General features: G+C 61.3%; 18 protein-coding genes and 1 pseudogene. 10 read left to right on the top strand and 9 right to left on the bottom strand.

What is annotated here, in order from left to right:
* Window positions 1–66: 66 nt before the first annotated feature.
* Window positions 67–2,400, bottom strand: coding sequence for a TonB-dependent receptor (locus HGI47_RS08870; RefSeq protein ID WP_370521669.1), 2,334 nt, complete (start codon window positions 2,398–2,400; stop codon window positions 67–69).
* 161 nt (window positions 2,401–2,561) lie between these two features.
* Here HGI47_RS08870 and HGI47_RS08865 point away from each other — a divergent pair, with 161 nt between their 5' ends.
* From HGI47_RS08865 to HGI47_RS08840, 6 genes are all read left to right on the top strand, one after another.
* Window positions 2,562–4,586 carry an alpha-glucosidase gene (locus HGI47_RS08865; protein ID WP_168852390.1) on the top strand — a complete coding sequence of 675 codons (2,025 nt, stop codon included), beginning with the start codon at window positions 2,562–2,564 and terminating at the stop codon, window positions 4,584–4,586.
* Window positions 4,583–5,596, top strand: a complete 1,014-nt coding sequence (locus tag HGI47_RS08860) for a LacI family DNA-binding transcriptional regulator (protein WP_168852389.1) — start codon at window positions 4,583–4,585, stop codon at window positions 5,594–5,596. Before HGI47_RS08865 ends, HGI47_RS08860 begins: the two co-directional genes overlap by 4 nt.
* Entirely contained in the window at window positions 5,593–6,507 is a 915-nt protein-coding gene (locus HGI47_RS08855; protein ID WP_168852388.1) for an aldo/keto reductase family oxidoreductase, read from the top strand. Before HGI47_RS08860 ends, HGI47_RS08855 begins: the two co-directional genes overlap by 4 nt.
* 106 nt (window positions 6,508–6,613) lie before the next feature.
* Window positions 6,614–7,702: an LLM class flavin-dependent oxidoreductase gene (locus tag HGI47_RS08850; protein WP_168852387.1), complete on the top strand. Its 1,089-nt coding sequence runs from the start codon at window positions 6,614–6,616 to the stop codon at window positions 7,700–7,702.
* Window positions 7,703–7,715: 13 nt separating this feature from the next.
* The gene (gene glpD, locus HGI47_RS08845; protein WP_206066087.1) at window positions 7,716–9,212 is read left to right on the top strand and encodes a glycerol-3-phosphate dehydrogenase; all 1,497 of its coding nucleotides are present in this window, start codon (window positions 7,716–7,718) and stop codon (window positions 9,210–9,212) included.
* Window positions 9,209–10,678 (top strand): glycerol kinase, encoded by a 1,470-nt coding sequence (locus HGI47_RS08840; RefSeq protein ID WP_168852386.1) that lies wholly within the window; start codon window positions 9,209–9,211, stop codon window positions 10,676–10,678. Before glpD ends, HGI47_RS08840 begins: the two co-directional genes overlap by 4 nt.
* Window positions 10,679–10,726: 48 nt before the next feature.
* On the opposite strand, the gene HGI47_RS08835 is transcribed toward HGI47_RS08840, so the two are convergent.
* From HGI47_RS08835 to HGI47_RS08810, 6 genes are all read right to left on the bottom strand, one after another.
* Window positions 10,727–13,537, bottom strand: a complete 2,811-nt coding sequence (locus tag HGI47_RS08835) for a TonB-dependent siderophore receptor (RefSeq protein ID WP_168852385.1) — start codon at window positions 13,535–13,537, stop codon at window positions 10,727–10,729.
* Between the two features lie 196 nt (window positions 13,538–13,733).
* A complete protein-coding gene (locus HGI47_RS08830) occupies window positions 13,734–15,722 on the bottom strand; it encodes an alpha/beta hydrolase domain-containing protein (protein ID WP_168852384.1) in 1,989 nt (662 codons plus the stop codon).
* Entirely contained in the window at window positions 15,719–16,033 is a 315-nt protein-coding gene (locus HGI47_RS08825) for a hypothetical protein (RefSeq protein ID WP_168852383.1), read from the bottom strand. Before HGI47_RS08825 ends, HGI47_RS08830 begins: the two co-directional genes overlap by 4 nt.
* A 1-nt stretch (window position 16,034) precedes the next feature.
* Window positions 16,035–17,378 carry an acyclic terpene utilization AtuA family protein gene (locus tag HGI47_RS08820; protein ID WP_168852382.1) on the bottom strand — a complete coding sequence of 448 codons (1,344 nt, stop codon included), beginning with the start codon at window positions 17,376–17,378 and terminating at the stop codon, window positions 16,035–16,037.
* Window positions 17,375–18,685 carry a CitMHS family transporter gene (locus tag HGI47_RS08815; RefSeq protein ID WP_206066086.1) on the bottom strand — a complete coding sequence of 437 codons (1,311 nt, stop codon included), beginning with the start codon at window positions 18,683–18,685 and terminating at the stop codon, window positions 17,375–17,377. Before HGI47_RS08815 ends, HGI47_RS08820 begins: the two co-directional genes overlap by 4 nt.
* Window positions 18,686–18,774: 89 nt before the next feature.
* Window positions 18,775–19,683 carry a LysR family transcriptional regulator gene (locus tag HGI47_RS08810; protein ID WP_168852381.1) on the bottom strand — a complete coding sequence of 303 codons (909 nt, stop codon included), beginning with the start codon at window positions 19,681–19,683 and terminating at the stop codon, window positions 18,775–18,777.
* Window positions 19,684–20,139: 456 nt separating this feature from the next.
* Here HGI47_RS08810 and HGI47_RS08805 point away from each other — a divergent pair, with 456 nt between their 5' ends.
* Window positions 20,140–20,340 carry an ATP-binding protein gene (locus tag HGI47_RS08805; RefSeq protein WP_370521667.1) on the top strand — a complete coding sequence of 67 codons (201 nt, stop codon included), beginning with the start codon at window positions 20,140–20,142 and terminating at the stop codon, window positions 20,338–20,340.
* A 187-nt stretch (window positions 20,341–20,527) separates the two neighbouring features.
* Here the strand turns inward: HGI47_RS08805 and HGI47_RS08800 are convergent, their stop codons facing one another.
* Window positions 20,528–23,272, bottom strand: a complete 2,745-nt coding sequence (locus HGI47_RS08800) for a TonB-dependent siderophore receptor (protein WP_168852379.1) — start codon at window positions 23,270–23,272, stop codon at window positions 20,528–20,530.
* Window positions 23,273–23,460: 188 nt separating this feature from the next.
* On the opposite strand from HGI47_RS08800, the gene HGI47_RS08795 reads away from it, so the two are divergent.
* The 3 genes and pseudogenes from HGI47_RS08795 to HGI47_RS22660 all read left to right on the top strand — a co-directional run.
* The gene (locus tag HGI47_RS08795; protein ID WP_168852378.1) at window positions 23,461–25,395 is read left to right on the top strand and encodes an isoaspartyl peptidase/L-asparaginase; all 1,935 of its coding nucleotides are present in this window, start codon (window positions 23,461–23,463) and stop codon (window positions 25,393–25,395) included.
* A 20-nt stretch (window positions 25,396–25,415) separates the two neighbouring features.
* The gene (locus tag HGI47_RS08790; RefSeq protein WP_168852377.1) at window positions 25,416–25,859 is read left to right on the top strand and encodes an Lrp/AsnC family transcriptional regulator; all 444 of its coding nucleotides are present in this window, start codon (window positions 25,416–25,418) and stop codon (window positions 25,857–25,859) included.
* A gap of 319 nt (window positions 25,860–26,178) precedes the next feature.
* Window positions 26,179–26,442 (top strand): annotated as a pseudogene (locus HGI47_RS22660) (transposase); the annotation flags it as partial.
* 143 nt (window positions 26,443–26,585) lie between these two features.
* On the opposite strand, the gene HGI47_RS22655 reads toward HGI47_RS22660, so the two are convergent.
* Window positions 26,586–26,878, bottom strand: a 293-nt coding sequence (locus HGI47_RS22655; protein ID WP_240950121.1) for a hypothetical protein, incomplete at its 5' end; no start/stop codon positions are given.

Below are 26,878 nucleotides of genomic sequence, written 5' to 3'. Positions count from 1 at the left end.
CTTAAAAAAAGAGGCCCCGGACCATCGCCCGGAGCCTCTCCTTCCGCCCGAGGGAGGGATGGGCGGTTACTGGAACTTGGCGCGCAGGCTCACGCCAAAGTAGCGGTCGGCGTCGCGCGGGATTTGCAGGCGCTGGCCGGCGCTGACGTTGAGCAGGGCGTAGGACTTGTCGGTGATGTTCCGGGCGTTGAACGTCAGGCGATAGAGGTCTTCCGCGTCCGAGAAGCCGATCCCGGCATTCCAGATGCCATAGGCGTCAATCGGGCCGCTCTCGCCAAGGTCGGAGAACTGCTTGCCGACGTGGCGGAAATCGGTGTCGAGATAGAGCTTGATGCCACCCAGATCCCGTTCGTAGCTGCCGCCCAGCGTATAGGTGAACTTGGGCGCGAGCGGCAGACGGGTGCCGTTGCGGGCGTCGGGCGCGTTGGTTGAGGGGTTCGGATTGAACTTCAGCACTTTGGCATCGGCATAGGCGGCGCTGGCGCGCAGAGTCAGCCCTTCGACCGGCACGGTGAGCAGATCGGCTTCGAAGCCCTTGCTGCGCACCGAACCCGCGTTGGTCAGGTTCGAAACGACCGCGCCGTTGAGCAGCACGAAGTTGTTGGCCTGAAAGCCGTTGTAGGTGACGGTGAAGGCCGAAACGTTGAACTGCACGCGGTTGTCGAGGAACTGCGACTTGAGGCCCACTTCGAAAGCGTCGGAGGTTTCCTCATCAATTGGCACGGCGTTGGTCGGTGCGGTGTGGTTGAAGAACACGTTGAACGCCGGGCCTTTGTAGCCACGGGTGTAGCTGCCGTAGAGCATCACATCGTCGCTCGGCGTGATCTGCAGGACGGCGCGGCCCGAAAGGTTGCCGTTGCTGCTCGATCCGGCAGACGTGTTGGTGCCGTTTCCGCCCGAAGCCAGCGTGCCCCCAGCGGGGTTGCCGTTGGTGCCGGGGCCGGTGGCGGGAAGGCCGGTGGTGGCGTTCACCGCCGGTGCGCGGGTGTGGGTGAAATCAAGATCATCCCACGTGTAGCGCAGGCCGCCGGTGAGCGAGATCATGTCGCTGAAACGATAGGTGGCCTGACCGAACACGGCATAGTTGCGCGATTGCACATCGCTGAACGAGGTGGCGGTGGGGAACAGGGTGTTGACCGTATCGGCCACGTTGCAAGGCCGCGCGCCGGAAGCTGCGACTGGCAGCGTTGACGTGGCACACGTGATGTTGCGGCGAGTGAAGTCTTGCTGGTTGTTCGATCCCCACGCGAACGCGCCGACCTGATAGAAGAACGGCTGCGTCTGGTCCGAGGCAAGGCGCACTTCGAGGCTGAGCTGCTGTGTGCGCACTTCGCCGCTATCGTGCAGTTCGCCGGTGCCAACGATGGCGCGCGGCAGGAAATCGCCTTCGCGCACTTCTTCGTTCTGCCAGTTACGATAGCCTGCAATGACGCTGAGCGTATGGCTTTCGAACACGTCGAAATCGCCCGAAGCGGTGAGGCTCCACTGGCGGTCCTTCGTCTGGGTGACAAGGTTGTGGTTGACGTAGCGCTGGTTCAGCCCCTGCGCGACGCCGCCCGGCAGGCCGAGTTCTGCATCCAGCACTGCGCCACGGCTGACGGTGGTGACATCGGCGCAGCAATCGTCATTGGCCTTGAAGTAATCCGCGATCAGGCGGAAGCGCGATCCGTCGCCTTCGTAATCGAGGATGCCGCGCGCGCCGTAGTGCTCGTAGCCGTTGATCTTGTCGTTCTTGCCGCCGAAGATATTGGTGATGTTGCCATCGTAGCTGCCGTAGAAGCCGGTGACGCGGGCCGAGAGGCCTTCGCCCAGCGGGCCGGAAAGCGAGGCGCGCAGGCGATATTCCTCGCCTTCGTAGTATTCGGCGCGGGCTTCGCCCTGGAGCGTGTCGGTGCCGCCCTTCGATACGATGTTGACGAGGCCTGCCGAAGCGTTCTTGCCGAAAAGCGTGCCCTGCGGGCCGCGCAGCACTTCGAGGCGTTGTGCGTCGACCAGATCCATGAAGGCCTGACCCGAACGGCTGAGGACCACGCCATCGACCACGGTGGAAACGCTGGGTTCCGCGGCGACCGAGAAGGTGATCGTGCCCACGCCGCGCATCACGATGGCGCTGTTGGCGCTGGTCGTGCCCTTGCGGAAGGTGACCGAGGGGACGAGCTGGGTCAGCCCTTCGAGGCTCGTGGTGCCTGCGGATTCGAGCCGGTCTGATGTGATCGCGGTGATCGCGATGGGAACGTCCTGCACGTTCTCCGCCACCTTCTGCGCGGTGACGACGATTTCGCTGATCACGCCAGTTTCTTCGGCGGCTTCCTGCGCGTGGACCTGACCGGCGAAGGCCAGCGAAAGCGCAGTGGCGGACAGCGCCAATGCGCGCACGGATGGATTCTGGGTGAACTTCACGATGTCTCTCCCTGCAAAAAGCGGTCTTCCAAGGGTAGTCATGCTCCCTCGTCGATCGGCCGCGATTGGTGCTTGATCTGCTATGGCTGGACGGATATGTCAAGCGGTGTCAGAAAAACGGACAGAGCCTGCGGCCAAAGCGCCACAGCATAGCTGCCGGGATGAGGAAAACGCTGTTGGAACTGCGGATCGAAGCCGGAAATGGTGGGTTCGATCTCCGATTTGGGGATCGAGTGGTGCTGCGCCACAACCCGAATTGTCCTGCGCTGGTCATGGCGTGCGGGCAGGCCGACGTGCTGATGTATCGCGGTAATTTCAACATTTCCGATTCTCCGTTTGATGCCATTGCGCCCGCGGGGTGGCGGGAACTGGATGATGGGGGTGAATTCCTCGCTGGCGATCGTGCGGTGGCCCGGCTGACCATCTGTGGAAGCGCGTTTGAAATTCGCAGCCTGCTGGTTGATCACGACCGTCTGCAGCTGCGCTTTCATGCCGAGCCGGGTGAATGCGTTTGGGGCGGGGGCGAGCAGATGAGCTACCTTGCGCTGAATGGCCGCAGATTTCCGATCTGGACGAGCGAGCCAGGGGTGGGGCGCGACAAGTCTACTGAGCTGACGAAGCGGATGGACGCCGAAGGCATGGCGGGCGGTGATTACTGGAACACCAATTATCCGCAGCCGACCTTCGTCACTTCGCGCTGGCTGGCGGTGCATCTCGACGCAAGTTGCTACAGCGTGCTCGATTTCACCGATCCTGCGGCGCACCGGGTTGATGTGTGGAGCGGGGCTGCGCGGTTCGAGGTGTTTGCCGACGATGGTCCGGAAGGCTTGGTGAGCCAGCTTTCCACGCGCTTCGGCCGCCAGCCCGAACTGCCCGATTGGGCGATTGGCGGGGCAATTGTCGGGCTGAAATCGGGTGCCAGCAGCTTTGATCGGCTCGAAAAGTTCATCGAAGCGGGCGCTGCCGTATCGGGTTTGTGGTGCGAAGACTGGGCGGGCATTCGCGAAACCAGCTTTGGCCGTCGCTTGTTCTGGGACTGGCACAGCGGGGCGCGCAGCGCTGAGCGCTATCCCGATCTGCGCGGGTGCATTGCCGATCTTGCCGCACGGGGCATCCGCTTCCTCGCTTATGCCAATCCCTATATCGCCGTGGATGCGGACCTTTACGAAGAGGCGCGCGCAGGCGGGCACTTCTGCCTGAGGCAGGATTCCTCCGAAGTCCATCTCGTCGATTTTGGCGAGTTCGATTGCGGCGTGGTCGATTTCACCCGCGCGGAAACCCGCGAATGGTTCGCCACGCGCATTCTGGGCGAAGAGATGCTCGATATCGGCATTTCCGGCTGGATGGCTGATTTTGGCGAATACCTGCCGACAGATCTTGCGCTGGCCGATGGGTCTGATCCGATGGAAGCCCACAATCGCTGGCCAGTGCTGTGGGCGCAAGTGAATGCGCGTGCGCTGGAAAGCCGGGGCAAGACCGGCGATGCGCTGTTCTTCATGCGTGCCGGATTTTCGGGCGTGCAAGGCTATTGCCCGTTGCTGTGGGCGGGAGACCAGTCGGTCGATTTCACCCGCCACGATGGTATCGGCACCGTGATAACGGGTGCGCTTTCGGCGGGGCTGGTCGGCAATGTCTATAGCCATTCGGATTGCGGTGGATACACATCGCTGCACGGCAATGTGCGGACCGCAGAACTGATGGCGCGCTGGTGCGAACTGGCGGCGTTTGCTCCGGTTATGCGTAGCCACGAGGGTAATCGGCCGGACGACAATCTTCAGTACGACAGCACACCCGAACTGATGGCCTGCTTTGCAGGCTGGAGCCGGGTTCATGCACACCTTGCGCCTTATGTCCGCTATCTGTGTGGCGAAGCGCGTGAGCGTGGCTTGCCTGCGCAGCGCCCATTGTTCCTCCACTATCCGCAGGACACCGCGCTCTTTACGGTGCAGGACCAGTTCCTCTACGGTGCAGACCTGCTGGTGGCACCGGCGATCGAGGAAGGGGCCGAGGCTCGTCGGGTCGTCCTTCCGGGGACCGAGGCTTGGCGGCATTGCTGGACGGGTGCGGATTTCGCCCCCGGCACGCACGATGTTCCTGCGCCGATTGGTCAGCCACCAGTATTCTACCGTCCGAACAGCGCGTTCGCGCCACTGTTCGAAGGTTTGAAAGGGGCACTGGAAGGATGAACGAGCGGGCCAACATCAGGGACGTGGCGGCTAAGGCGGGCGTTGCGGTGAAGACTGTCAGCCGCGTGCTGAACGGGCATCCCTATGTCAGCGGCGATACCAAGGCTCGTGTTGAGGAAGCAATGCGCGCGCTCGATTTCCGACCGAGCGTGGCCGCGCGCATTCTTTCCGGCGCAAAATCGAACCAGATTGCGCTGATCTATGACAATCACAGCCCCTATTACATGTTTCAGATCCAGACCGGTTGCTGGGATTTCTGCCGCGCCAACGGCATCCGCCTGCTGGCGCAACCGGTAGACGTGGCCGACCCGCAAGTGGGTGAACAGGTGCGGGGCCTTGTCAGCGAAACGCATGTCGATGGCATCATCCTGTCATCGCCGGTTACGGATTGCGATCCGGTGCTGCGGGCACTGGAAGCGATGGACATTCCTTTCGTGCGCATTTCGCCCGGCACCAACCATGCGCTGACCAGTTCTGTGTTCATGGACGATGCGCAGGCGGCGGATGACATGACCACGCACCTGATCAACGCAGGGCACCGCCGCATTGGCTTCATCAAGGGTCATCAGAACCACATGGCTTCGGATGACCGTCTGTTCGGCTATCGCCGCGCATTGGATCGGGCGGGGATTTCCTACGACCCGATTCTGGTGTGCGAAGGTGAGTTCGATTTCGATTCCGGCGCGCGGGGCGCGGCAGCTTTGTTGGGCCTGCCCAATTGCCCCACCGCGATTTTTGCTTCGAATGACGATATGGCAGCGGGCGTGCTTGCCGTGGCGCACGACCGGGGCATCAATGTGCCGGCGCAGCTTTCAGTGGCGGGTTTTGACGATACCACGCTGGCGCGCACTGTCTGGCCGCCGTTGACCACGATTCACCAACCGATGGCCGAGCTTGCGCGCACGGCCACCGAAATCCTCATCGCGGGCGGGGATATCACCCACCGCCGTTTGCCTCATACCTTGATAGAGCGCGCATCTGTCGCGCCGCCACACAGGACTGTTTCATGAGCCTTTTGCCCCAGCCACCTGAGTTCCGCCCCCTTGGCAAGAGCGGCATTGCCGTATCGCCCATCGCGTGGGGCATGTGGCGGCTTGCCGAAGATGGACGCACAGTGGCGGAAGCCGCAAAGCTGGTTCACGCCGCGCTCGATGCCGGAATCAACTTTCTGGATACGGCAGATATCTATGGCTTCAATGGCTCTGGCGGCTTTGGCGATGCCGAAGCGCTGCTGGGTGAAGTGCTGATCGCAGAGCCTGCGCTGCGCGAACGCATGGTGCTGGCCACCAAGGGCGGCATTCTGCCCCCGCTGCCTTATGATCAGAGCGCGGATTATCTGCGCAAGGCCATCGAAGATTCACTGGTTCGCCTGAAAACCGATGTGATCGATCTGTGGCAGGTCCATCGGCCTGATATTCTGGCCCACCCCCACGAAACGGCGCGGGTGCTGGATGATGCGGTGGCTTCGGGGAAAGTGCGGACGCTGGGCGTTTCGAACTTTACCACGCACCAGATCGCGGCGCTCAACCACTTTCTGGGCGAGAAACTGGTGACGACGCAGCCGGAAATCAGCGCGCTGCGCATCGACTGTTTCGAGAACGGCGAACTGGATCAGGCAATGATGCTGGGCCTGACGCCGATGGCGTGGTCACCGCTGGGCGGGGGGTGTCTGGCTGCGCCGGAAAGCGCGCGTGACATCGCTGTGGCCGAGGCGCTCGACGTTGTGGCGCAGGCGCAGGGTGTTTCGCGCACGGTGGCGGCCTACTCGTGGCTGATGGCGCATCCAGCGGGAGTTATCCCGATCATCGGATCGCAAAAGGCAGAACGGATTGCCGAGGGTGCGCAGGCGCTCAAGGTGCAGTGGACACGTCAGGATTGGTACGCCGTGCTCGTCGCGGCGCGGGGTGAGCGGCTCCCGTAACAGCCGTAACGTATTGAAGTTTACGATTGCAAATTGAGGGCGGACGGCACCGGTTGACGGTTTTGCCGGTAATAGCTTGCGTCCGCCGCGCAGAAGGAGAGGCAAGATGGCTGAACAGAATTGCGAGATCGCCTGGTTCTCGGCACTGTGCGACGATGATTACGAGTTCTTGGGCGTGCCGGACAAATACCTGCAGTCAAGCTGGGAGCATTGCCGCAACATCGTGCTGCGTGCCGAAGAGGGCGGGTTCGACAATATCCTGCTGCCTTCTGGCTACCAGTTGGGTCTTGATACCACGGCCTTCGCTGCGGCGGTTGCCACGCAGGTGCGCCGGATCAAGCTGCTTTGGGCCACGCGCATGGGCGAGGATTGGCCACCGCAGCTTGCACGCCGCATCGCCACGCTGGACCGCATCCTTGGCCCGAATGCTGCGGGCACCGGCGGGCGGCTGAACGTCAACATCATCTCGTCCGACATGCCGGGCGAGACGATAGCGAGCGGTCCCCGCTATGCCCGCGCGACCGAGATCATGAAGATCGTGCGCACGCTGCTGAACGGCGAGCATCTGGATTTTCAGGGTGAGTTTTACAAGCTGAAGCTCGATCCGCCGCGCATCGGCACGCTTTCGGGCAAGTGTCCTGCATTCTACTTCGGCGGCCTCAGCCATGATGCGCGCGAATGTGCTGCCGAAGCATCGGACGTCTACCTGATGTGGCCCGACACGATGGACAAAGTGCGCGAAACGATCGCCGACATGAAGGCCCGCGCCGCCAACTATGGGCGCACGCTGAAGTTCGGCTATCGTGTCCATGTGATCGTGCGAGAAACCGAGGACGAGGCGCGAGCCTATGCCGACCGTCTGCTGTCCAAGCTGGATGATGATACGGGCAAGGCAATCCGCGAAAAGTCTCTCGATGCCAAGAACTTCGGCGTGCAGCGGCAGCAGGAGCTGCGCGGTGCGGCGGATGGCGATGGCTTTGTCGAAGAGAACCTGTGGACCGGGATTGGTCGCGCGCGGTCTGGTTGCGGAGCGGCCATTGTCGGCACGCCAGATCAGGTGCTGGCCAAGCTGCGCGCCTATCAGGCCGAAGGGGTCGAGGCGTTCATCCTCTCTGGCTATCCGCACGCGCAGGAAGCAGACATGTTTGCCCGCTACGTCCTGCCGCATATCCAGCATGGGCCGCTGAATATCTGAGAGAATAGATCTGATGTTTGAAGCCGTGGACCAGAACGTGTTTGACGTTGCCGTGATCGGCGGCGGCGTCAACGGCACTGGAATAGCCCGCGATGCTGCGGGTCGCGGGGCTTCGGTACTGCTGCTGGAAGCGCACGATCTTGCCAGCGGCACATCGTCCAATTCCAGCAAGTTGATCCACGGCGGCCTGCGCTATCTCGAACATTACGAGTTCGGGCTAGTGCGCGAGGCTTTGGGGGAGCGCGAGAAGCTTTGGGTTATCGCGCCGCATATCATCTGGCCGATGCGTTTCGTGCTGCCGTGGGTGCAGGGGCTGCGTCCGCGTTGGTTGCTGCGATTGGGCCTTTTTCTTTACGACCATCTTGGCAAGCGAAAGCTGCTGCAAGCGACGGAGACAATCAGGCTGGATCGTCATCCGGCAGGCAGACCGCTGAAGCGTGAGTTTGTCCACGGCTTCGTCTATTCAGATGGCTGGGTGGACGACGCGCGACTGGTGATTCTGAACGCGCGCGATGCTGCGGATAAAGGCGCGGAAGTGCGCACGCGTTGTGCGGTCGAAAAGCTGGAGCGCGAGGGTGATGTGTGGCGGATCGAAACCGCACAGGGCACGTTCCGTGCGCGTTCGGTGATCAATGCGGCGGGGCCTTCAGTGCTTTCCATCTTGGATCGCAGCAGGGAGGATCACACACAGTCGATCCGCCTTGTGCGAGGATCGCACATCGTGGTGCGCAAGCTGTTCGACCATCCGCATCCCTATATCTTCCAGCTTCCCGATGGGCGCATCTTCTTCGCCATCCCCTATGAGCACGATTTCACGCTGATCGGTACGACCGACCGGGACCACGAGGCAGGCCAGCCCATCGTGGCCAGCGTTGAGGAAATCGAATATCTTTGCGAAGGCGCCAGCCGGTTCTTTGCCAAACCGGTGACGCCCGCCGATGTCGTCTGGACCTATTCCGGTGTGCGGCCACTGGTTGATGACGGATCGGGCAAGCCGGAGACGGCAACGCGCGGCTATCGCTTCGAGGTGAGCGACCGATCCGAAGGCGCGCCGATCCTTTCGGTGTTTGGCGGCAAGATCACCACGTTCCGCACGTTATCGGAAGAGGCGGTGGACCGCATGGGCGAGCGTATTCCTGCGCTGTCGGGTGCACACTGGACAGATACACAGCCTCTCCCCGGCGGTGATTTTGGCGTGGGGGAGGTGGAGCAGCGCCTTGCCGATCTGCAAGCACGCTACCCCTTCCTCAAACCCGCGTGGGCCAAGCGTCTGCTTCATGCTTATGGCACGCTAGCGGCCACGGTGCTGGACGATGCGCAAAACCTTGCCGATTGTGGCGCGCATTTCGGCCACGGTCTGACAGAGCGTGAAGTTCGCTATCTGATTTCGCGCGAATGGGCGCATGAGGCAGACGATATTCTATGGCGGCGCACCAAGTTGGGCCTGCGCCTGTCAGAGCAACAGCAGGAACGCCTGCGTTGCTTTTTGGGAGAGATGACCGCGCAATGACCGATGACCGATGCATCCTCGTCCTTGATGAAGGCACCACGTCCACCCGCGCCATCCTCTATACGTTGGGCGGTGAGGTTCTGGCGTCTTCGCAGGAGGAATTGACTCAGCACTATCCCGCGCCCGGCCTTGTCGAACATGACGCCACCGAAATCTGGGAGCGCACGCTGCGCTGCGCCCGCGCGATGGTGGAGCGGGCAGGCGGAGCAGACCGTGTGGCCGCTATCGGCGTCACAAACCAGCGCGAAACGGTGGTGGCTTGGGATCGCGAAACGGGCCAGCCCGTCACTCGCGCGCTTGTGTGGCAGGATCGCCGCACCGAGGAGCGCTGCCGTTTCTTGCGTAAAGCGGGGCATGAGGCGGTGGTGCAGGAAGCCACCGGGCTGCTGCTTGATCCCTATTTTTCGGCCAGCAAGATGGCTTGGGTGCTGGAGAACGTGCCTGAAGCCGCCGCGCTTGGTCCGCGCCTGGCCTTTGGCACAGTGGAATCGTGGCTTGTGTGGAACCTTACCGGCGGCCTGCACGTGTCAGACGTGACGAACGCCAGCCGCACGATGTTGATGGCCTTGACGGGGCAGGGCTGGGATGCGGGGTTGTGCGATCTGTTTGGCGTCTCTCTATCTGCTCTGCCCGAAATCGTGCCCAGTGCCGGAGCGTTTGGCGAAACCCGCGCCGATCTGTTTGGTGCAGCCATCCCGATTACTGGCCTTGCCGGAGATCAGCAGGCGGCAACCATCGGGCAGGGTTGCTTTGCCGTAGGCGAGGCCAAGGCGACGCTGGGCACAGGGGCCTTTATCCTTTCAAACATGGGCACGCGCCCGCCGCGCTCCACCCATCGTTTGCTCGGCACGGTGCTGAGCGAGGTCAATGGCGAACGCCTCTTCGCGCTCGAAGGCTCGGTCTTCGTTGCCGGCAGCCTTGTCAAATGGATGCGTGACAGCGTGGGGCTGCTTGATAACGCGGCAGATAGCGAAGCGATGGCTGCTTCGGTGGCAGATAGCGCAGGCGTGGTCGTCGTGCCCGCGCTATCGGGCCTTGGCGCGCCTTATTGGCTGGCGGACGCGCGCGGCAGCATCACAGGGTTGAGCTTTGCCGCCACACGGGCGCACATCGTCCGCGCTGGGCTGGAATCCATCGGCCATGTCTTCCACGATCTTGCCAGCGCCTTTGCCGCCGATGGTGCGGGCTGGTCATTGCTGCGGCTTGATGGCGGGATGAGTGCGAACAACTGGCTGGCACAGGACATTGCCAACATGCTGAACCTGCGCTGCGAACGCCCGGCTGATGTGGAAACCACGGCGCGCGGCGCGGCAATTCTCGCGGCGATTGGGGCTGGCCTCTACCCCGATCTTGAAGCGGCGCGCGACATGATTTCGCCACGCACGGTATTCGAACCGGCGATGGATGAGCGGGCGCGCTCCGCAAGGGTTGAGACGTGGCGCGCCGCGCTGGGGCGGCATCTTTGATAAAGCTAGTGGGCCAGCGCATTATCGCTGGCCCACCGTAAAGTGCGTTCAGAACCGCGCGCCCACCCGCGCATAGACCTGCCTGCCGAACGGATCGGCAATGGTCGGCAGGTAGCCGTTGAAGCGGGCAAAGCCCGGCGCGGTGTTGAAGGCATTGATCATGCCAAGAGTCAGGTCGAAGCGATCATCGCTGCCGAACCGCAGTGCATATTGTAGATCGAACACCGAGAACGATTTGATCTTTGTGGTGGCGGTTGCCGGAATAACCGAACCCGTGCCACTGGTGTTGAGCGCAATGCCCTGATCATCGATCACACCTGAGGTATAGCGCCACGTGCCTGAAAGGGTGTGCTTGCCGTATTCCAGATCGATCCCGGCCACACTGCGCCAGCGCGGTGCCGCAGCCGAAGACAGCGGCGACTGGACGAACTGGTTGCGGAAGCCCACCCCGTTATAGACGATCGACTTCGCGCCCGGCGTGGTAGAGCCGATATCGATATCGTATTTGAGCAGATAGGTCAGGTTATCGCGCACCGTGACGCCCACTTCACCAATATCGAAACCGATTGATGCCGCAAAATCAAGACCTGAGGTGGCCGTGCCGCTTGGCGCGTTGAACGAGGTGACCTGCACGGCCTGAATATTGCCGCTGGAATCGCGGATCACCGCAGGACCACGCGGTGCTGCATTCACCACTGCCTGCGCGCTCTGCAACTGGATCTGGTTGTTATACTTGTAATGCCAGTAATCCAGCGAGATGCGCGCGCGCGACATCGGCAGAAGGGTGCCCCCGATGTTGAACACGTCTGCTGTCTGGGGCTTCAGGTTCGGGTTGCCGAAGGTCTGGATCGTGCGGAACGTGGTGTCGGGTGGCGTGGTTGTCGGATCGGTCACGTTGCCCACGCCGGTGGAAATCAGGCTGGCCGCGCCATTGGCGATGGTGGGAGCCTGAAAAGCGCGGCTGATCGATCCACGCAGGCTGACTTCGGGAATGATGCGCCAGTTGACTGCAGCCTTGGGCGTGGTGGTGTTGAATCCGCCGTAGTCTTCGTAACGCGCGGCGGCGTTCACGTTCAGCCCGTCGATCACTTCATAGTTGGCTTCTACAAATGCGCTTTTCACCGTGCGGGTGAACTGTGTGTTCAGACGCTTGCCAAGAAAGCCGCCGAAGCCGCTGAGCAGCAGGTCGGAATATTGCGATGACGATTTTTCGCGGCGATACTGGCCGCCGATGGCCACTGCCAGCTCATGTTCGTTGATATTCGCCAGTGTGCCGTTCACCACGGCTTCTGCCAGATAATATTCGCGCTTGAAGTTGAAATAAACGTCGGTCTGAAGGTTATGGATCAGCGACGGGTCCATCTTCGAAAGATCGGTCTGCAAGGGGCTGTAATAAAGGCAGCTTCCCCGTCCGGCCACAGCGCCACCGCCAGCGCCATTGAACAGGTAGTTGCAGTTCGGTCCGCCAAAGCCGTTCAGCGCGGCCTGGAACAGGTTCATGTCCGTGTCCTTGTCGCGCGCAATGGTGTGCGATGCGGAGTAGGACACGTTGGCGGTGTATTTCCAGTCGGACACCAGCTTGCCACGCGCACCGACGACATAGTGGTGCTGGTTTACGGTATCGCGCATGACGCGGTGGTCATAACCGCCGGGAAAGCCCTCTGCGCCGATGGCGCGGCCGAAGAATACGATGGGCACACCGAACGGGTTGTAGGGGTTGCTGGCGGGCATCGTCGCATTGCCGGCGTTCTGCGCATAGGACGGCACGCCAAAGCGTTGCGAATCCTGATGGTAGTAGCTGAACTCAGCGAACAGCGTGTGATCGGGTGCGATTTCGATGGTCGTGTCGTTGTGGATGTTCACGCTTTTCGAACGCGGACGGATCGGGTTCTGCGGCTGGAAGTTGAACGCGCAGTTGCCAAGGCCGAACGTAGCCCCTGTTGAGGGGATATAGGTGCTTTCTGTACCTGCCTTGCCGCAGTTCGGATCGACCACGGTCAACCGTCCGCCCACGGCCTTGGCGTCGAACAGCGCGGTGTAGTCGTTGCCGTTTATCACCACATTCCCGCCGCTTGCGGTCGTGGGGCGCCCGGTTAGGGTGTAGCGACCGGGGAAGCCTGCGCCCGATGGATTGAAGAAATTGGTGATATCGCGATCAGCGTTCTGCAGATTGTCAGTAAAGCGATAGGAGGCTGAGGTTACCGAATGGAACGTGTCGTTGCCGATGCCGACCATCGCCTGCACGTTCCACGAATTTGACTTGTCGATCCCGGTATATTGGGCGGAAATGCGCGCGCCTTCGAACGTGGTATTGGTGATCACGTTGAACACGCCTGCTACGGCATCGGCACCGTAGGTTGATGATGCGCCATCCAGAACCGTTTCCACGCGGCTGATTGCGATGTCCGGCGTCAGGCTGTTGAGGTTGACGAAATCGTCGCCACCTTGCGGGGTAACGCGGCGATTGTTCAGCAGGACCAGCGTGGAGCCGCTGCCAAGGCCGCGCAGGTTGACCGAACGGGTATCGCGCGTGTCGGCACCGCCCTTGGCTAGATCCTGCATCCCGCCGACGCTGCCCACGTTCTGAGGGATGAAGCGGGTAAGATCCCCCAGCGACGTAACACCGGTGCGCTGCAGGGCCTTTGCATCGACCGACAGGACCGGCGATGCGCGGTCTTCCTGCCGCACATTGCCAAGATAGGTGCCGGTAACGATGATTTCCTCGGCCTTGGGCGGTGCGTCGGTGCTTGCATCGTCGGCGCTTTGGGCAAATGCTGGCGTAGCCGTGGCGGCAACCAGTGCCAGTGCGGAAATGCCAGACAGCCCCAGGCGATGGCTGGCGTTCGGTGTTACGGACATGACGTTCCCTCCCGTTAAACGATGCACGAAGGGAGCGTCCGCGAGCGCCCCTGCGCCCGGTCCGCGATCGGCGCCACGCGGCGTCGACGGTATGAAAACCCTTCCTGCAATCCTCGAAGATGACCTTGCCTCAGCTTGTTCAAGCAAGGAAATACAAGTTTCTGATCGATTGATCAGGAATTGCTATTGATCGTTCTCAGCGCAACACATCGCTCTGTTCGGCCTGCCGCAGCAGCCGTTCGGCATCGCGGGGCAGGAGCCACCCTGCCGCCTGCTGCCGTTCCACAGCCTTGCGCACTTGCGCCATGAAACCTGCGTGATCGCCATAGCGTTCTTCAAGCGAAAGGCGTAGGTCGCCACTGGCCTGACGCTCGGCGCGAGTGCGTGCAAACGGGACGAAGCCGCCGATAAAGCTGCATCCGCCACCTGCATCGAAGCCCGACGTGGCCTCGTTCCAGCCGAGATAGGTGCCTAGCGGAACCTGCAACTGCACCGAAGCGATGCCCGATGTCTCGTTGCCATCGGCGTTTACGCGCGGCACGAGTTGCGGGATCGTGCCGCGCTGTTCCGGGGGCACCGTCGTCAACACTCCGCTGACATCGCGGTGGCGCAAACCCTTGCCGAAATTGTAGTTCGGCATCACGTTCAGCATCCGTGAGGGATCGGGCGTTCCGGGCACATCGGGCCAGCCCATCGCCTGCGCATCTGCTCGTACCAGATCGCCGTCTGCAATCGTGGGATAGGCGCTGGGCTTAGGTTCTGCACCGCTGCGCACCCAATCCACCAGCATGGCCTGGCTCGCGCGCAGGCTTTCCAGCGAAGGGTTGGGGTTGCCCGGCAATCGGCACCCCGGCACCGGACCATCGCCCGCAGGCTTGAAGCCTCCAGTCCATGATCCGCCGTGCGTCACGCTGGGAAAGTAATAGCGGCGCACATTGGCGGGCAGGGGCACGTCAGCCGCCGCATCGGTGCCGACAAGGCCCGGTGCCATGCGCAGGCCCCAGAATTCGGCCGACCCGAATGTCTCGATCACTTTGGGGCAGGTGTTGGTCAGCGTGCAGCGATCAAGCAGGCTGGTTGTGCCAAGTCCGCGCACCTTGTCGTTATAGGGGGACCACCACAATGTGCCTTCGCTGCCCGGCTCGAACGCGCGGGCCGCCCCGCCTGGCACGCCGAAGCGAAGGTTGAGCGGAACCTGACGCGCGGCGATGTTGGGATTGATCCCGTCGAAAACGATGCGCCCGGTTTCATCGGCGTTGAAGCCTAGGTTGACGAAACTCTTGAGAAAATTGCCCGATTGCGATGTGCCGCTGGCAACCGTCCAGCGCACTGCCCGCGCCACGTCATCCGGCGCATGGCGCAAATGGGCAACCAGATCACGCGTGGCGGCAAAGCCAATGCCAAGCACCAGCGGGTCTTTGCCGGTATAGACCAGCGTATAGGCACGCGTCGGATCAAACCCTTCGCGCAGGCACAGCTTGTGTGGATCGGGCGTGCCGGGAAAGGGCTTGTCCATGCAGTCGGCAAAGGCCCAGTCGCGTGACGAGATGGCATGACGCGCGGCGCTGCCGGGCGTCTGGTAGAACAATCTGGCCTTGCGTGTGTCTAGCGAGACGGGTTCTGGTCGAGGTGTAGGGCGACCAATGCTGCCGGTGATGGCTGCACTGCGCGTTCCTGCGGCAATGTTTTGAAAGCGCACAAGCACCGGCCCGGTCAGGGATTTGCCATTCTTGCCCTTCGCCACCGGCACGGTCGCGGTTTGCAATCCTGCATCGGTGGGCAGATCGCCTTGCCATCCGCTAACCAATCGAACGTGGCCGTCAGGGTCTGCACTGATCATGAAGTTGCCGCGATTGGGCACGTCATAGAACAGCACGCCGCTTGCCTTTGCCGGATCGACCGGACGTGCAAGGCGAAATGTCGCGCTGTAATGCACCAGCCCTGCGGCATCGCGCGGCGCGTGGGCGATGTCGGTTATCACTGCGTTGGCAGGCAGGCGCGGATCGAGCGTTCCTTCGAAATGGCCGGAAACGATTTCATAGTTCGGCGCATCGGCCACCTTTTCGGCAGGCGTGACCGTATCGACGACGATACGATTCACCTTTGCCGAAGCATGACCTGCGTACGCCAGCGCCATTGCTGAAAGCCCGGCAACCGCCATAAAGCGCCCACGGTTCACGGTCACAGGCATTCTCCATCGATTGGCATGTCGAGAAGTTGCGCACCCAGCGTCTTGCCGTGCGGGTCCAGCGCCAACGAACGGGTCACGCCCCCCGCAAGTGCGCCTTCGAGCACGAAGTTGAGCGCGTTTAGTCCCGGCAGTTCGAACCGTTCGATCCGGCGGCAGACAAGGTGCGGCAGATGCTGGCTGATGCGCGCTGCGGTAACCGTGCGCATCAGCAGCGGATAGTCCTCTGCCCGCCATGCAAAGACCGCGATTTGCGATGTGTCACCCTTATCGCCCGTGCGCACATGCGCGATGTCGCGAAGGATCATGTCAGGCCACCTCTATTTCAACGCGAGGGCAGGCCAGATCGCGATTGATCAGCGTCGATGCCACGGCTAGAACTTTGCGCGCTGAACGGCTGACCCCACCGCCGCCCATCGGACCGTTGGTGTAAAGTGCATCGACTTCGGCCCCAATGCTTTCGGCAAGGTGTAGCGTATCGGCCCGGCCCGCCACACGGGCGCGTACCTCTCGTGGGGCGCAGGAGCCAGTGGATGCACGGCGGTCCACTGCATCGATTCCGATCAGGTCGAACTGCATCGCGCCGGTATCCATACCGCGCATCCGTAGCCGTTCGCGCACGATATCCAGTGCCAACCTGCCGCGCTCCACCGCGCCCGGCCCGGCATAGGAAATCTGCCCTTCGCCAATGAACCCGTCTTCATAGCAGATGGAAACCTTGAGCGTATCGGGACGCGGGCTGCCCATAGCGCCAGCAGCTTCCACACGATCAGGGCCTTGCGCAGCAATGCGCACGCCGGTGAAATCGGCAATAACATCGGCTTGCAGGTAGGCGGCAGGGTCGAGGATTTCGTAGAGCAGTTGTTCCTTGCAGGTCGCTTCGGTCAACGCGCCGCCAGAACTTGCCAGCTTGCCGAACGTGGCAAGCCCCTGTTCGTCCACATCGGCAAACGGGAAGCCCAGCCGGGCCAGATCTGCCACATCCTTTACGCCGGGATCGGCAAAATAGCCTCCGCACAGTTGGCCTGCGCATTCCAGCAGATGGCCGATCATCGTGCCCTGTCCCAGCCGGTTCCAATCTTCCATCGACCAGCCGAACGCATGAACCAGCGGGGCCAGGAAGAGCGCCGGATCGCAGACGCGACCGGTAAGTACGGTGTCTGCGCCCATGCCCAGCGCGGCGACGATGCCTTCAACGCCAAGATAGGCATTGGCGGAAACCACCGCATTGCCCAGATCGCGGCTCGTCCCTTCGCGGTCGATCAGCGGAAAATCGTGCGCCATGATCAGATCGAGCACGTCATCGCCCAGCACGGCTGCGGTGCGGTAGCCCGTCAGCCTCAGTTCGCGCGCGATCTGTGTGGTGGCGCGGGCTGCCGCCAGCGGGTTGGCCGCGCCCATGTTGCTGATCATGCGCACGCCGTTTTGCCGGGCGATTGGCATGGCCGCGCGCATCCGTGCTTCCAGCAGCGGGTCAAAGCCGCCACCGGGATTAATCTGCCGCGCGGCCTGCGCAAGCCCGATGGTCCTTTCGGCAAGGCATTCGAAGGCCAGATAATCGAGCTGCCCATGTTCCAGAAGTTCGATTGCGGGTTCGATCCTGTCGCCCGAAAAGCCTGCCCCCGAACCGATGCGGATGCGCCGCCCGTTCATGCCGCAAAAACTCCGAAAAGCGTGGCTGCGCCGGTCATCACCAGCGATGCGCCAAAAAGCCACGGGATCGAAAAGCGCTGATGTGCGCCAAGTTCGATGCCGCTGAGACCTGCGACGAGGAAGGTCGCCGGGGTGAGGGGGCTGACCGGGAAGCCAGTGGTCATCTGCCCCAGCAGTGCGGCCTGTGCGACCTTTACCGGCGCTACGCCATAGTGCCCGGCCACTTCAGCAATCACCGGTAGAACCCCGAAATAGAAGCTGTCGGGATCAAACACTAGGCTGAGCGGCATGGCCACGCTGGCAAGGATCACAGGGATATGTGGTCCAAAGCTTTCGGGAACCAGCGCCACACTGGCATCAGCCAGTGCCTTGATCATGCCGGTGCCGTTGAAGATTCCCGTAAAGGCACCCGCCGCCAGCAGCACGCCCACCATCAGCATTGCCGCAGGGGCGTGAGCCTCTACCCGCGCGCGCTGCTGTGCAGGCGCGGGGTAGTTCAGCGCCAGCGCAATTGCAGTGCCAAGCATGAACACCACCACCGGTTCTGCTACGCCGCTGACCATCAGCGCCACAACCGCCAGCGTCAGCAACAGATTGGCCGGGAACAGGCGCGGACGAAGGTTGGCGGGGTCACCGGCGTGGCGGGCCGCAATGGCTGGCGGTTCTCCCGCATCGTCAGCGGCAGCGTGAGCAAGTCCCAGCCTGCGTTCTTCACGAAATCCCAGATACCATGAAGCGGCAAAGACGAACACCAGCCCCACCAGTTGCACCCATATCAGCGGTGTGAAAATCTCGCTGACGGAGAGTTTGAGCGATGCTGCCGCGCGCACTGTTGGCCCCGTCCACGGCAGAAAATTCACGCCAGCCGCCATTGACGCAGTGCAGGCCAGTACGCGGCGGTCCATGCCGAGTTCGTCATACAACGGGCGCAGCGCTGGTATGGTAACAAGGAAACAGACCGCGCCTGAGCCATCCAGATGAATCAGCAGGGCCAGTGCTGCCGTGCCAACGGTAATCCGTGAAGGCCGCCGACCCACCAGTTTCAGGATGCCGCCTACCAGCGGCGCGAGCAGCCCAACGTCGGTCATGATGCCAAAGAACAGGATCGCGAAAACGAACATGCCGGCGATCGGTGCAATCTGGCCGATGCCCTTTATCACGTAATCGGGCACCATATTGCCTTGGCCCAGCGCCAGCGCGGCAAGGCTGGGAATGAGAATTAGCGCGACAAGCGGCGACACCCGGTTCGAAAGGATCGCTGCAAGCAGCAGCAACAGCGTTGCCAGCGCAATCACCACCAGCAGCATTCGATCACTCTCCCGTGGCTGAAACGCCGTTCACACGGTTCATGCCGCAAGTGCATCAATCCAACAATTAGAGTTACCTGATCGATTGATCAGAATTTTGCATCGACCGCCATTTCCAGCAGCAAACGCCGGAATGCCTCGGTTGCCGGAGCCAAGGTTCGGTCGGCCAGCGTGCATATCCCGATGGTGCGCGAGGCGATTGGTGCTTGCGTGGTTCGCCAGGAAATCTGTTTGCCCACCGCCATCAAGGGTAAAGTGGATCGGGGAAGCAGTGAAATCCCAAGCCCTTCACCGATCAACCCGCCAACGGTTGCGAGTTGTGCGCATTCAAAACGAGCCGGTGCATCGATGCCCGCCGCTGCAAACACACTGTCGGTCATCATCCGAACGCTGCTGCGCGGCTCCATCGCGATAAAGGGGTGCTGGGTGAAAATATGCCACGGTGCAGGATCGGGAATGGTGGCAAGATCGTCCGGCCGACAAACCAGCACATATTCGTCCTCGAACATCGGCTCGAAGCGGATTGCCGATGTGCCAGCAGGCGGGATCGTGATGGAGATGTCTATCGAGCGATCCTGCAGGTTCTGCAGCAAGCCGCCCGTCAGGTTTTCCCGCACGATCACTTCCACCCGCGAACGGGTTTGCAGGAAGCGCGCAATCGCCTTGGGCAGGAAGTCTGCCGCCACCGATGGCAAAGCGCCGACCACCACGCGCCCGCGTTCCCCGCTGAACGTCTGGTCCAATTCCCGAAATGCCATATCGAAGTCTGCCGTCAGGCGCTCGACGATGGGCACGAGTGCAGCGCCCGCATCGGTCAGCATCACGTTGCGCGAATTGCGATCGAACAGACGAACGCCAAGGTCTTCTTCGAGCAACTTGATCGTGCGGCTCAGCGCGGGTTGCGAAAGGTTGGCGATGCGCGCAGTTTCACTGAAGCTGCATGTCCGTGCGACCAGCAGGAACAGGCGAAGGCTCGACATGCTGGGTGACCGGGCCACTGTGCTCTCTCCCTGATCGCGTTTTTCGTAACACGAGCCGTGGGTATAGGGCAAAATGCCTCAGCGATGCCACTGAACGTGCTCTGACTTCAGAAATAGCGCGACTTTCCCAGCGGCCAAAGGCGTTCGTCATTTTGCATCACCGGCAGTGCCCGCCGTCAGCACCAATGGCACAGATTTGACGTTGTGATTAACGAGGGTTGGGGTATCGTCGTTGTGACGCAGGAACGAAGATGAAGCTCCAACCTTCATTAAAAAGGTCGCCGACCAAGGCGCCTGCCGAGCGGATTGTGAAGGCTATCCGGCGGCAGACGCGTAGCCATTTCTCGGTCGAAGACAATATCCGGATCGTGCTCGTTGGACGGCGCGACTTTCGATTTCGGAGCCTGCGTCAATCATATCACAGCAGAAATATTGACGTTTGCTTCGGCCAAGTCGATCAGTTTGAATGCGAAAATGGTAGACGGTGCAACGATGCGGGGAGCCGAAACGGCCGCTGCCATTGCAATGCGCACCCTTCTTGAAAATGCTGTGAAGATTACGTCGCAAGGCAGCCGGATTGAAATCTGCCTAACCGCTGATGCACAAAACATTGCATTGCGGATCAGAGACAACGGCCCCAGTCTCAACCGTGGCGACGAGCAGTGCTTTTTCTAATGGTTCGATCGCGGCTCCAGCGCCATACCCCGTTCCGGTCTGGCCTTGCTCGTGTCAGCGCTGGGGCACAGTAGCATCACGGCCGAGACGGCCGAAGCTGGCGGCTTCGCATTCACACTGGTGCAGGCTCGCATTTAGCCTACTGGTCGGGACCGGTAGCAACGATCGTCGCTACCGGTCCGGCAATTCAGAGCGGCGATCCGCCGATCTTGTAGGTCAGTTGCATGAAGACCGAGCGGCCCGTGCTGTCGAACCAGCTTGCGTTGTAGTAGGGATAGCCCGACCAGGTGGGATCTTTCACCGGCATCGTATCCAACAAGTTGCGGATAGTCAGCGAAGCGCGCAGGCGATCGGTCATATCGGCCTGCAGCGTTGCGTTGAACAGGTAGCTGGCCTTGATGAAGGCATCCTCATCATAGTTCGGCAGCTTGCCAAGCCGCGTGCCCGAAACGGTGAACTGCAACGCATCGGTTTCCCATGTAATGCTGCCATTCGACTTGTCGCGCGGCAGGTAGTAGCCGCTGTCCACCGCCATCTTGTCGATTGCCGGATCGCCGGGATACTGAATGAAGGTGTGGTCCAGCACGTGGCTATGCGACAGGTTCAGCGTGAACCGGCCAACCGGGGTGGGCAGCGAACCGCGGAACGAGAAGTCCACGCCGCTGGTGCGTTCGCGCGCGATGTTGATGGGATTCACGCGGATCGACGAAATCTGCCCTGCTAGCGATCCGCTGGTAAAGCGGGTAATGCGCGAGAACGCATCAATGCAGGTGGGCGATGTGGGCGTGAGCGATGACGAGGTGCCAAGGCGGCAATCAGCTTCGGTGCGAGCCAGCGTATCGATGCTGAGATCATCGACCTGATTATCCAGCGTGACGCGGAAGTAATCGACGGTGAACTGGAAATTGGCCGATGGCGCAAACACGAAGCCTGCCGTCAGCGATTTGCCCGTTTCAGCGTTCAGGTTGCGGTTGCCGGTGCGGTTTACCACCACCCCGGTACCGGAATAGGTGCAATCGCCCACGTCTACGTCGGGCTCTTCCACGCCGCACAGATAGTAGTCGTCAACGCTGCTTTGCAGGTTTCCGGGGCCGGTGAACACATAGTGCAGGTCGGGCGCGCGGAAGGCGGTGCCATAGGCTGCGCGGAACAACATGCTTCCCACCGGGCGCAGTTCCGCGCCAAGGTTGTAGGTGAACTTGCCCACGTTGCGGTCCGCAAAGCCGAAAGTATCGTAGCGGCCTGCGCCATTGACCGAAACGATCGACGCCAGCGGAACGCGCACTTCGCCACCGATCGCCGCGTGCGTGCGCGATCCCTTACCGTCGCTGTCCTTCCAGCTATAGTAATAGTCGGTTAGCGCCAGCGGATCGGGGCGCAGGTTGTAGCCCTGCTTGCCGTATTCCGCGACGGCGGCAAAACCCACCGGCCCAGCAGGAAGCTGGAACAGTTCGCCGTTGGTCAGCGTGGCCTGCGCATTGCTGGTCCAGCTATAGGGACGATAGACGGTATCGGCTGAAATGCTGACATACTCGGCACGGGTCAGCGCGGTGTAGAGGCGTGCGGGATTGGCATTGAAGATGGCATAGCCGTCCTCGTTCACACCCTGCTGCGCACCAAGGAAGAGCGTGTTGGCCTTGCTTGCCACGATTTGCGGCCAGCGCACGGTCGATCCGTAGCGGCTGTAGTTGAGCGACACTTCATAGTTCCACGCCGTGCCTAGCTTGCCGCGAATGCCCGGCGTGATGCTGAACGTGGTTTGCCGCGTGCGCTGCATTTCGAAGCCGCCGGTTTCCTCCGGGGTGAACTGGCGTCCCCAGTCTTCATACTGATCGGTGAAGCTGTTGTAGAAATAGTTGTCCGCGCTGCTCGACGAACTTTCATAGGCCCAACTTGTCACGTCATACATCAGCTTGACGTTGCTGATGCCGAACTGAAAATCGGTGAACAGCTTGGTATCGTCGCCTACATCATAGGTCAGCGTTCCAAAGCTGTTGAAGCCCTTACGCGCGGAAATGATGGTGCCATAGCCGATTGAGGCCTTGCTGCCGCAGAAGTCGCCATAGCGAGGGCGGTTGAACAGGCCGACCGAACCGAGATTGAGGCCCGACAGTGCCGTGCAGGCTCCTGTCGGCGGATCGATGTAGTCGACATTTTCGTCCGCCCGATAGAATGTGCGGCGGGCGGTGGTGTTGACCGGATTGTCGTCAGTGCTGTTCTGGATGCTGCGCTGATAGCCCCAGAGCGGGCTTTGATCGAGATATTCGATCCCGCCGACGAAGCTGAGACGGCCGAGCGAAAAACCGCCCGTTGCAGTGAAGCGCTGCGAATTGCCACCACCGTGCTCTGTCCGTCCGTGCCGGTAATCCAGCGTCACGCCGTCTAGCTTTTCCTTCATCTTGAAGTTCACAACGCCGGCAATGGCATCCGACCCGTAGATGGCTGATCCCGCGCCACTCAGGATTTCCACCCGTTCGATCAGGCTGACGGGGATGTTCGAAATGTCGGTAAAGTTGCTGCGACCGATATAGGGCAGTGGAAAATCGGCAATCCGGCGGCCGTTGATCAGCACCAGTGTGTGGTTCGGGCCAAGCCCGCGCAGATCGACCTGCTGCGCGCCGGGCGTGAAATCTGCGCTGCTGCCAGACTGCGGGCTTTGCGTTTCACCGCTGTTCTGCGTCATCGCGGCCAGTAGTTCGGGCACACTGGTATAGCCGTTGGCGCGGATCGTGTCCGCCGTGATCGTCGTAACGGGCGAGGGGCCTTGATCGCGGATCGTGGGAATGCGTGAACCTGTGACGACAATGGCGCTGGCCTCCGTTTCCGATGGCGCTGCGCCTTCATCCTGTGCCAGTGCCGGGCAGGCAAGGATCGTTCCGCAGATGCTCAATCCCCGGATGATACGCCGCGCACGACCTGCAAATCCCGTCATCTAGACCCCCTGTTGCCGAAGTGCGCACAGCGCACGCACGAATCCCGCTGTTGCTGGTGCATGACCAGAACTTGCATGATCTTTCAATCATTATGCCTCTCTTGCAAAACATATTGTCCTTTATCGTGTTCAAAATGTAACATTCGCCATCAAGGCGCCGGATTCGTCCGTCGCGCAAGGAGAAGCCAATGCTCGTTTACGTCGCCCGATTGTTCGCTTTGGCACTGGCAGCGTTTGCTTTCGCCTGCGCTCCCGCAAATGCGAAATCCGCAAGCGAACAGCGCTATGAACACTATGTTTTCGGCAAGACTGGCACACCCACGCCGAGGCCGGTTTCAGGCGGATTGCTGCTGATGGGCGGCGGTGATCGTAACGTGGATGCTCTCAAATGGTTTTTCGCCAAGGCGGGTGGCGGGCATATCGTGGTCCTCAGCGCGTCCTACGGGCGCGAGATCGGTGAGGAGTTCTTCAACGAAGTGGGCGGCGTCCAGTCCGTAGAGATCTTCGTTTTCCACGCGCGTTCGCAGGCGTTTACCCCGCGCATCCTTGCCAGTCTGCGCAAGGCGGACGGCATTTTCATCGCGGGTGGCGATCAATCGCGCTATGTCCGCTTCTGGCGTGGCACGCCGGTAAACGAGATTATCGACGCACACGTTGCCGCAGGAAGGCCGCTTGGCGGGACCAGTGCTGGCCTCGCCATGCTGGGCGAAAAGCTTTATGGCGCGATGGATGATGGCAGCCTGAAAAGCCCCGAAGCCTTGGTCGCGCCATTGGGGGCGGCAAACACCATCGAAGCCGATTTCCTGCATCTTGCCACGCTGAAGGGTGTGATTACCGATTCCCATTTCAAGGAGCGGGATCGCCTCGGCCGCCTGTTTGCCTTTCTTGCCAAAGGGCAGCAGGATCGGAAGGGTCAGCCTGCGATGATCGGGCTTGGCATAGATGAAAGTGCTGCGCTGGCGGTGGAGCCGGACGGCACGGGCCGGGTTCATGCCACAGCCCCCGATGGCTATGCCTGGGTGGTAGACGGTGCCGGGCTGATGCAGGTAGACGGCAAGGGGCCGCTCGATGCGCCGCGTGTCAAAGTGACGGTAGCCGACAAGAATTCTCGCGTGCATCTGCCTTCTGGCAAGGTCGATGGTCCGGTGTTTGAGCGCATCTATGCCGCACGCGCCGGAGAGATCGCCGTCGTGCCTGCATGGTCGCTCGCCATCCACGGTGGTGCGGGCGTGATCGAACGGCAAACGCTCTCACCGGAAAAGGAGAAGGCCTATCGCGCCGGGCTGAACGCAGCGCTCAATGCAGGCTCGGCGGTACTGTCGGCAAATGGTACTGCGCTGGATGCCGTTGCGGCGGCAGTGCGCGTGCTTGAAGACAATCCGTTATTTAACGCCGGGCGCGGCGCTGTGTTTACCGCAGAAGGCCGTAACGAACTTGACGCCGCCATCATGGATGGGCGGACGCTGAAGGCCGGAGCCGTCGCAGGCGTCACGCGCACGCGCCATCCCGTCGATCTGGCCCGTGCCGTCATGGAAAAATCGCCGCATGTCATGCTGACCGGTGCGGGAGCGGACAGCTTTTCTGTGCTTCAGGGGCTGGAGCAAGTCCCGCCTTCGTGGTTCCGCACCGAAGAGCGCTGGCAGCAATTGCTGAAATGGCGTGAATCGCATCAGGCCGTACTCGATCCCACACATCTTTTCGGCACAGTGGGGGCGGTCGCGCTAGATGGCGAAGGCAACCTTGCCGCAGCGACCTCAACCGGGGGGATGACCGGCAAGCGGTGGAACCGCGTAGGTGATTCCCCCATCATCGGCGCGGGCACTTATGCTAGCAACGGGCGCTGCGCCGTCTCTGCCACCGGATCGGGTGAATACTTTATCCGTGAAAGCGCGGCCCGTCAGGTCTGCGATCGCGTGGCATGGAAAAGCGAAAGCCTCGGCACCGCAGCGCAGGCGACGATTGCCGCTGTGGGGGCAATTGGCGGGGACGGCGGTTTGATCGCTATGGGGCCGGACGGCAAGCCAGCCTTTGCCATAAACGATCTGGGGATGTATCGTGGCACGGTTGCCGCCGGGATGGTCCCGCAAACAGCGATCTTCGCCGACGAAGCGCTAAGCAGGTGACGTTAAGGGGAGGGCGGACCATGCCTCGCGCTGCCTCGTTAGACGAAACTGATGAGCGCCTGCTAGCTCGATTGCGTGATGATGCGCGGCAGACCATCGCGCAGTTGTCCAAGGAACTCGGCATTTCTCGCGGTCAAATCTATTCGCGGCTGGCTCGGCTCGAGGAAGAAGGCATTGTGGCTGGCTATACGGTGCGGCTTGGCAATGCTTATGTCGCAGGCAAAATCCGCGCCCACACCATGATCAAGACCTTGCCGCGCCATCGCAGCGAAGTTGAAGCCGGGCTAGCGCGCCTTCCGCAGGTTCAGTCGATCCACGCCATCAGCGGTGAATACGACATCATTGCGATGCTTGAGGCGGAAGACAGCGCGCAACTGAACGCTTTGATCGATATCATCGGCCTGCTCGAAGGCATCGAACGCACCACCAGCTCGGTCATACTCGCAACCAAACTTGACCGTTGAGAAGCCATGACCCGCGTCATTTTCGTCCCGAAGTTGCGCGCCATACCAGATGAAGATGAAAACTGGGAAATCAGGGTATCACTGGCGTCCCGGGCATGAAAACTCATTGAAGGCGCGGCTGACCAAGTGTGGAAGATGTACGAACCCGCTGGCGCGGGAGTGACGCTTGCTTTGAAGTACCCCCGCGCAGTTGAGCTCTTCGTTAGAGTTGAGCTTTGGCCCGAGCGCGCCTCACTCCGGCGTCCTTCCCTCTCCAGGCGTGCGAGTGTCGTTCGATGCTGGCAAGCTTGCCTTCTGCAACGTCTTGTCAGGCTTGGCCATGCGCAAAGCGTTCCTGCGGCATATATCGTCCATCTGGAAAAGGCGTTGGCTGTGGTCTGTGCTAAGCCACCCTTGGCTTGCCAAAGGAAGTACTGGCCTATCTCTCGCGCAATATCCCCGCGCCGCTATCTCGAACCGGGGCTTCCTCGGCTTCGATCAGGGCGGCGTGGCGTTCCGTTGCAAGGTATACCGCCGCGCTGCTGCGGAACGCCAGCAAGTCACGACGCTGGTGACGCGCGAGTTCATCTGCCGCTTCCTTATCCACGTTGTGCCGCGTGGCTTTCATCGCATCCGGCATTACGGGCTGCTCGTCAGTTCAACGCGCAAGGACGCTATGGTACTCGCCTCCAGGCTACAGGGCGTCCCTTTGCTCATAGAAGAGCCGGAGCCCGGCAAACCTCCCGACTATCGTCCACCCTTTCGATGCTGCGGCGGGCACATGACCATCATCGAGTCCTCTGCCCGCTGGCGCCATCCTCGTGCTCTGCAACGGCCAGTATCGTCGGCTTCGGAAGATGAATCCTGATCCAGCATGGTCTGCTGATCATCTATCCTGCCAAAGCGGCATCGCAGGAAACCAAAGCGCATGTCCTCGATAGAGATGGACACCCGCAAAAACTCCTCGCGTTGAGGTCTTTGCTGTGATTCATTCGGGGCATTGGACGGAGAGGTTTGATGCACCCACGCAGCCTGTTTTC

The sequence above is a fragment of the Novosphingobium sp. ERN07 genome, from assembly GCF_012641335.1.
In the GTDB taxonomy this organism is placed as follows: domain Bacteria; phylum Pseudomonadota; class Alphaproteobacteria; order Sphingomonadales; family Sphingomonadaceae; genus Novosphingobium.
Note: the sequence above shows the minus strand (reverse complement) of the source record. Positions and strands in the feature narration are given on the sequence as shown.

Excerpts from the sequence above, each read along its gene's own strand:
- HGI47_RS08820 (WP_168852382.1), bottom strand. The coding sequence starts at position 17,378 with ATGAACGGGCGGCGCATCCGCATCGGTTCGGGGGCAGGCTTTTCGGGC.
- HGI47_RS08790 (WP_168852377.1), top strand. The coding sequence starts at position 25,416 with ATGCCTCGCGCTGCCTCGTTAGACGAAACTGATGAGCGCCTGCTAGCT.
- HGI47_RS08800 (WP_168852379.1), bottom strand. The coding sequence starts at position 23,272 with ATGACGGGATTTGCAGGTCGTGCGCGGCGTATCATCCGGGGATTGAGC.
- HGI47_RS08860 (WP_168852389.1), top strand. The coding sequence starts at position 4,583 with ATGAACGAGCGGGCCAACATCAGGGACGTGGCGGCTAAGGCGGGCGTT.
- glpD (WP_206066087.1), top strand. The coding sequence starts at position 7,716 with ATGTTTGAAGCCGTGGACCAGAACGTGTTTGACGTTGCCGTGATCGGC.
- HGI47_RS08835 (WP_168852385.1), bottom strand. The coding sequence starts at position 13,537 with ATGTCCGTAACACCGAACGCCAGCCATCGCCTGGGGCTGTCTGGCATT.
- HGI47_RS08855 (WP_168852388.1), top strand. The coding sequence starts at position 5,593 with ATGAGCCTTTTGCCCCAGCCACCTGAGTTCCGCCCCCTTGGCAAGAGC.
- HGI47_RS08840 (WP_168852386.1), top strand. The coding sequence starts at position 9,209 with ATGACCGATGACCGATGCATCCTCGTCCTTGATGAAGGCACCACGTCC.
- HGI47_RS08825 (WP_168852383.1), bottom strand. The coding sequence starts at position 16,033 with ATGATCCTTCGCGACATCGCGCATGTGCGCACGGGCGATAAGGGTGAC.
- HGI47_RS08850 (WP_168852387.1), top strand. The coding sequence starts at position 6,614 with ATGGCTGAACAGAATTGCGAGATCGCCTGGTTCTCGGCACTGTGCGAC.
- HGI47_RS08815 (WP_206066086.1), bottom strand. The coding sequence starts at position 18,685 with ATGCTGCTGGTGGTGATTGCGCTGGCAACGCTGTTGCTGCTGCTTGCA.
- HGI47_RS08805 (WP_370521667.1), top strand. The coding sequence starts at position 20,140 with ATGGTAGACGGTGCAACGATGCGGGGAGCCGAAACGGCCGCTGCCATT.
- HGI47_RS08865 (WP_168852390.1), top strand. The coding sequence starts at position 2,562 with ATGAGGAAAACGCTGTTGGAACTGCGGATCGAAGCCGGAAATGGTGGG.
- HGI47_RS08795 (WP_168852378.1), top strand. The coding sequence starts at position 23,461 with ATGCTCGTTTACGTCGCCCGATTGTTCGCTTTGGCACTGGCAGCGTTT.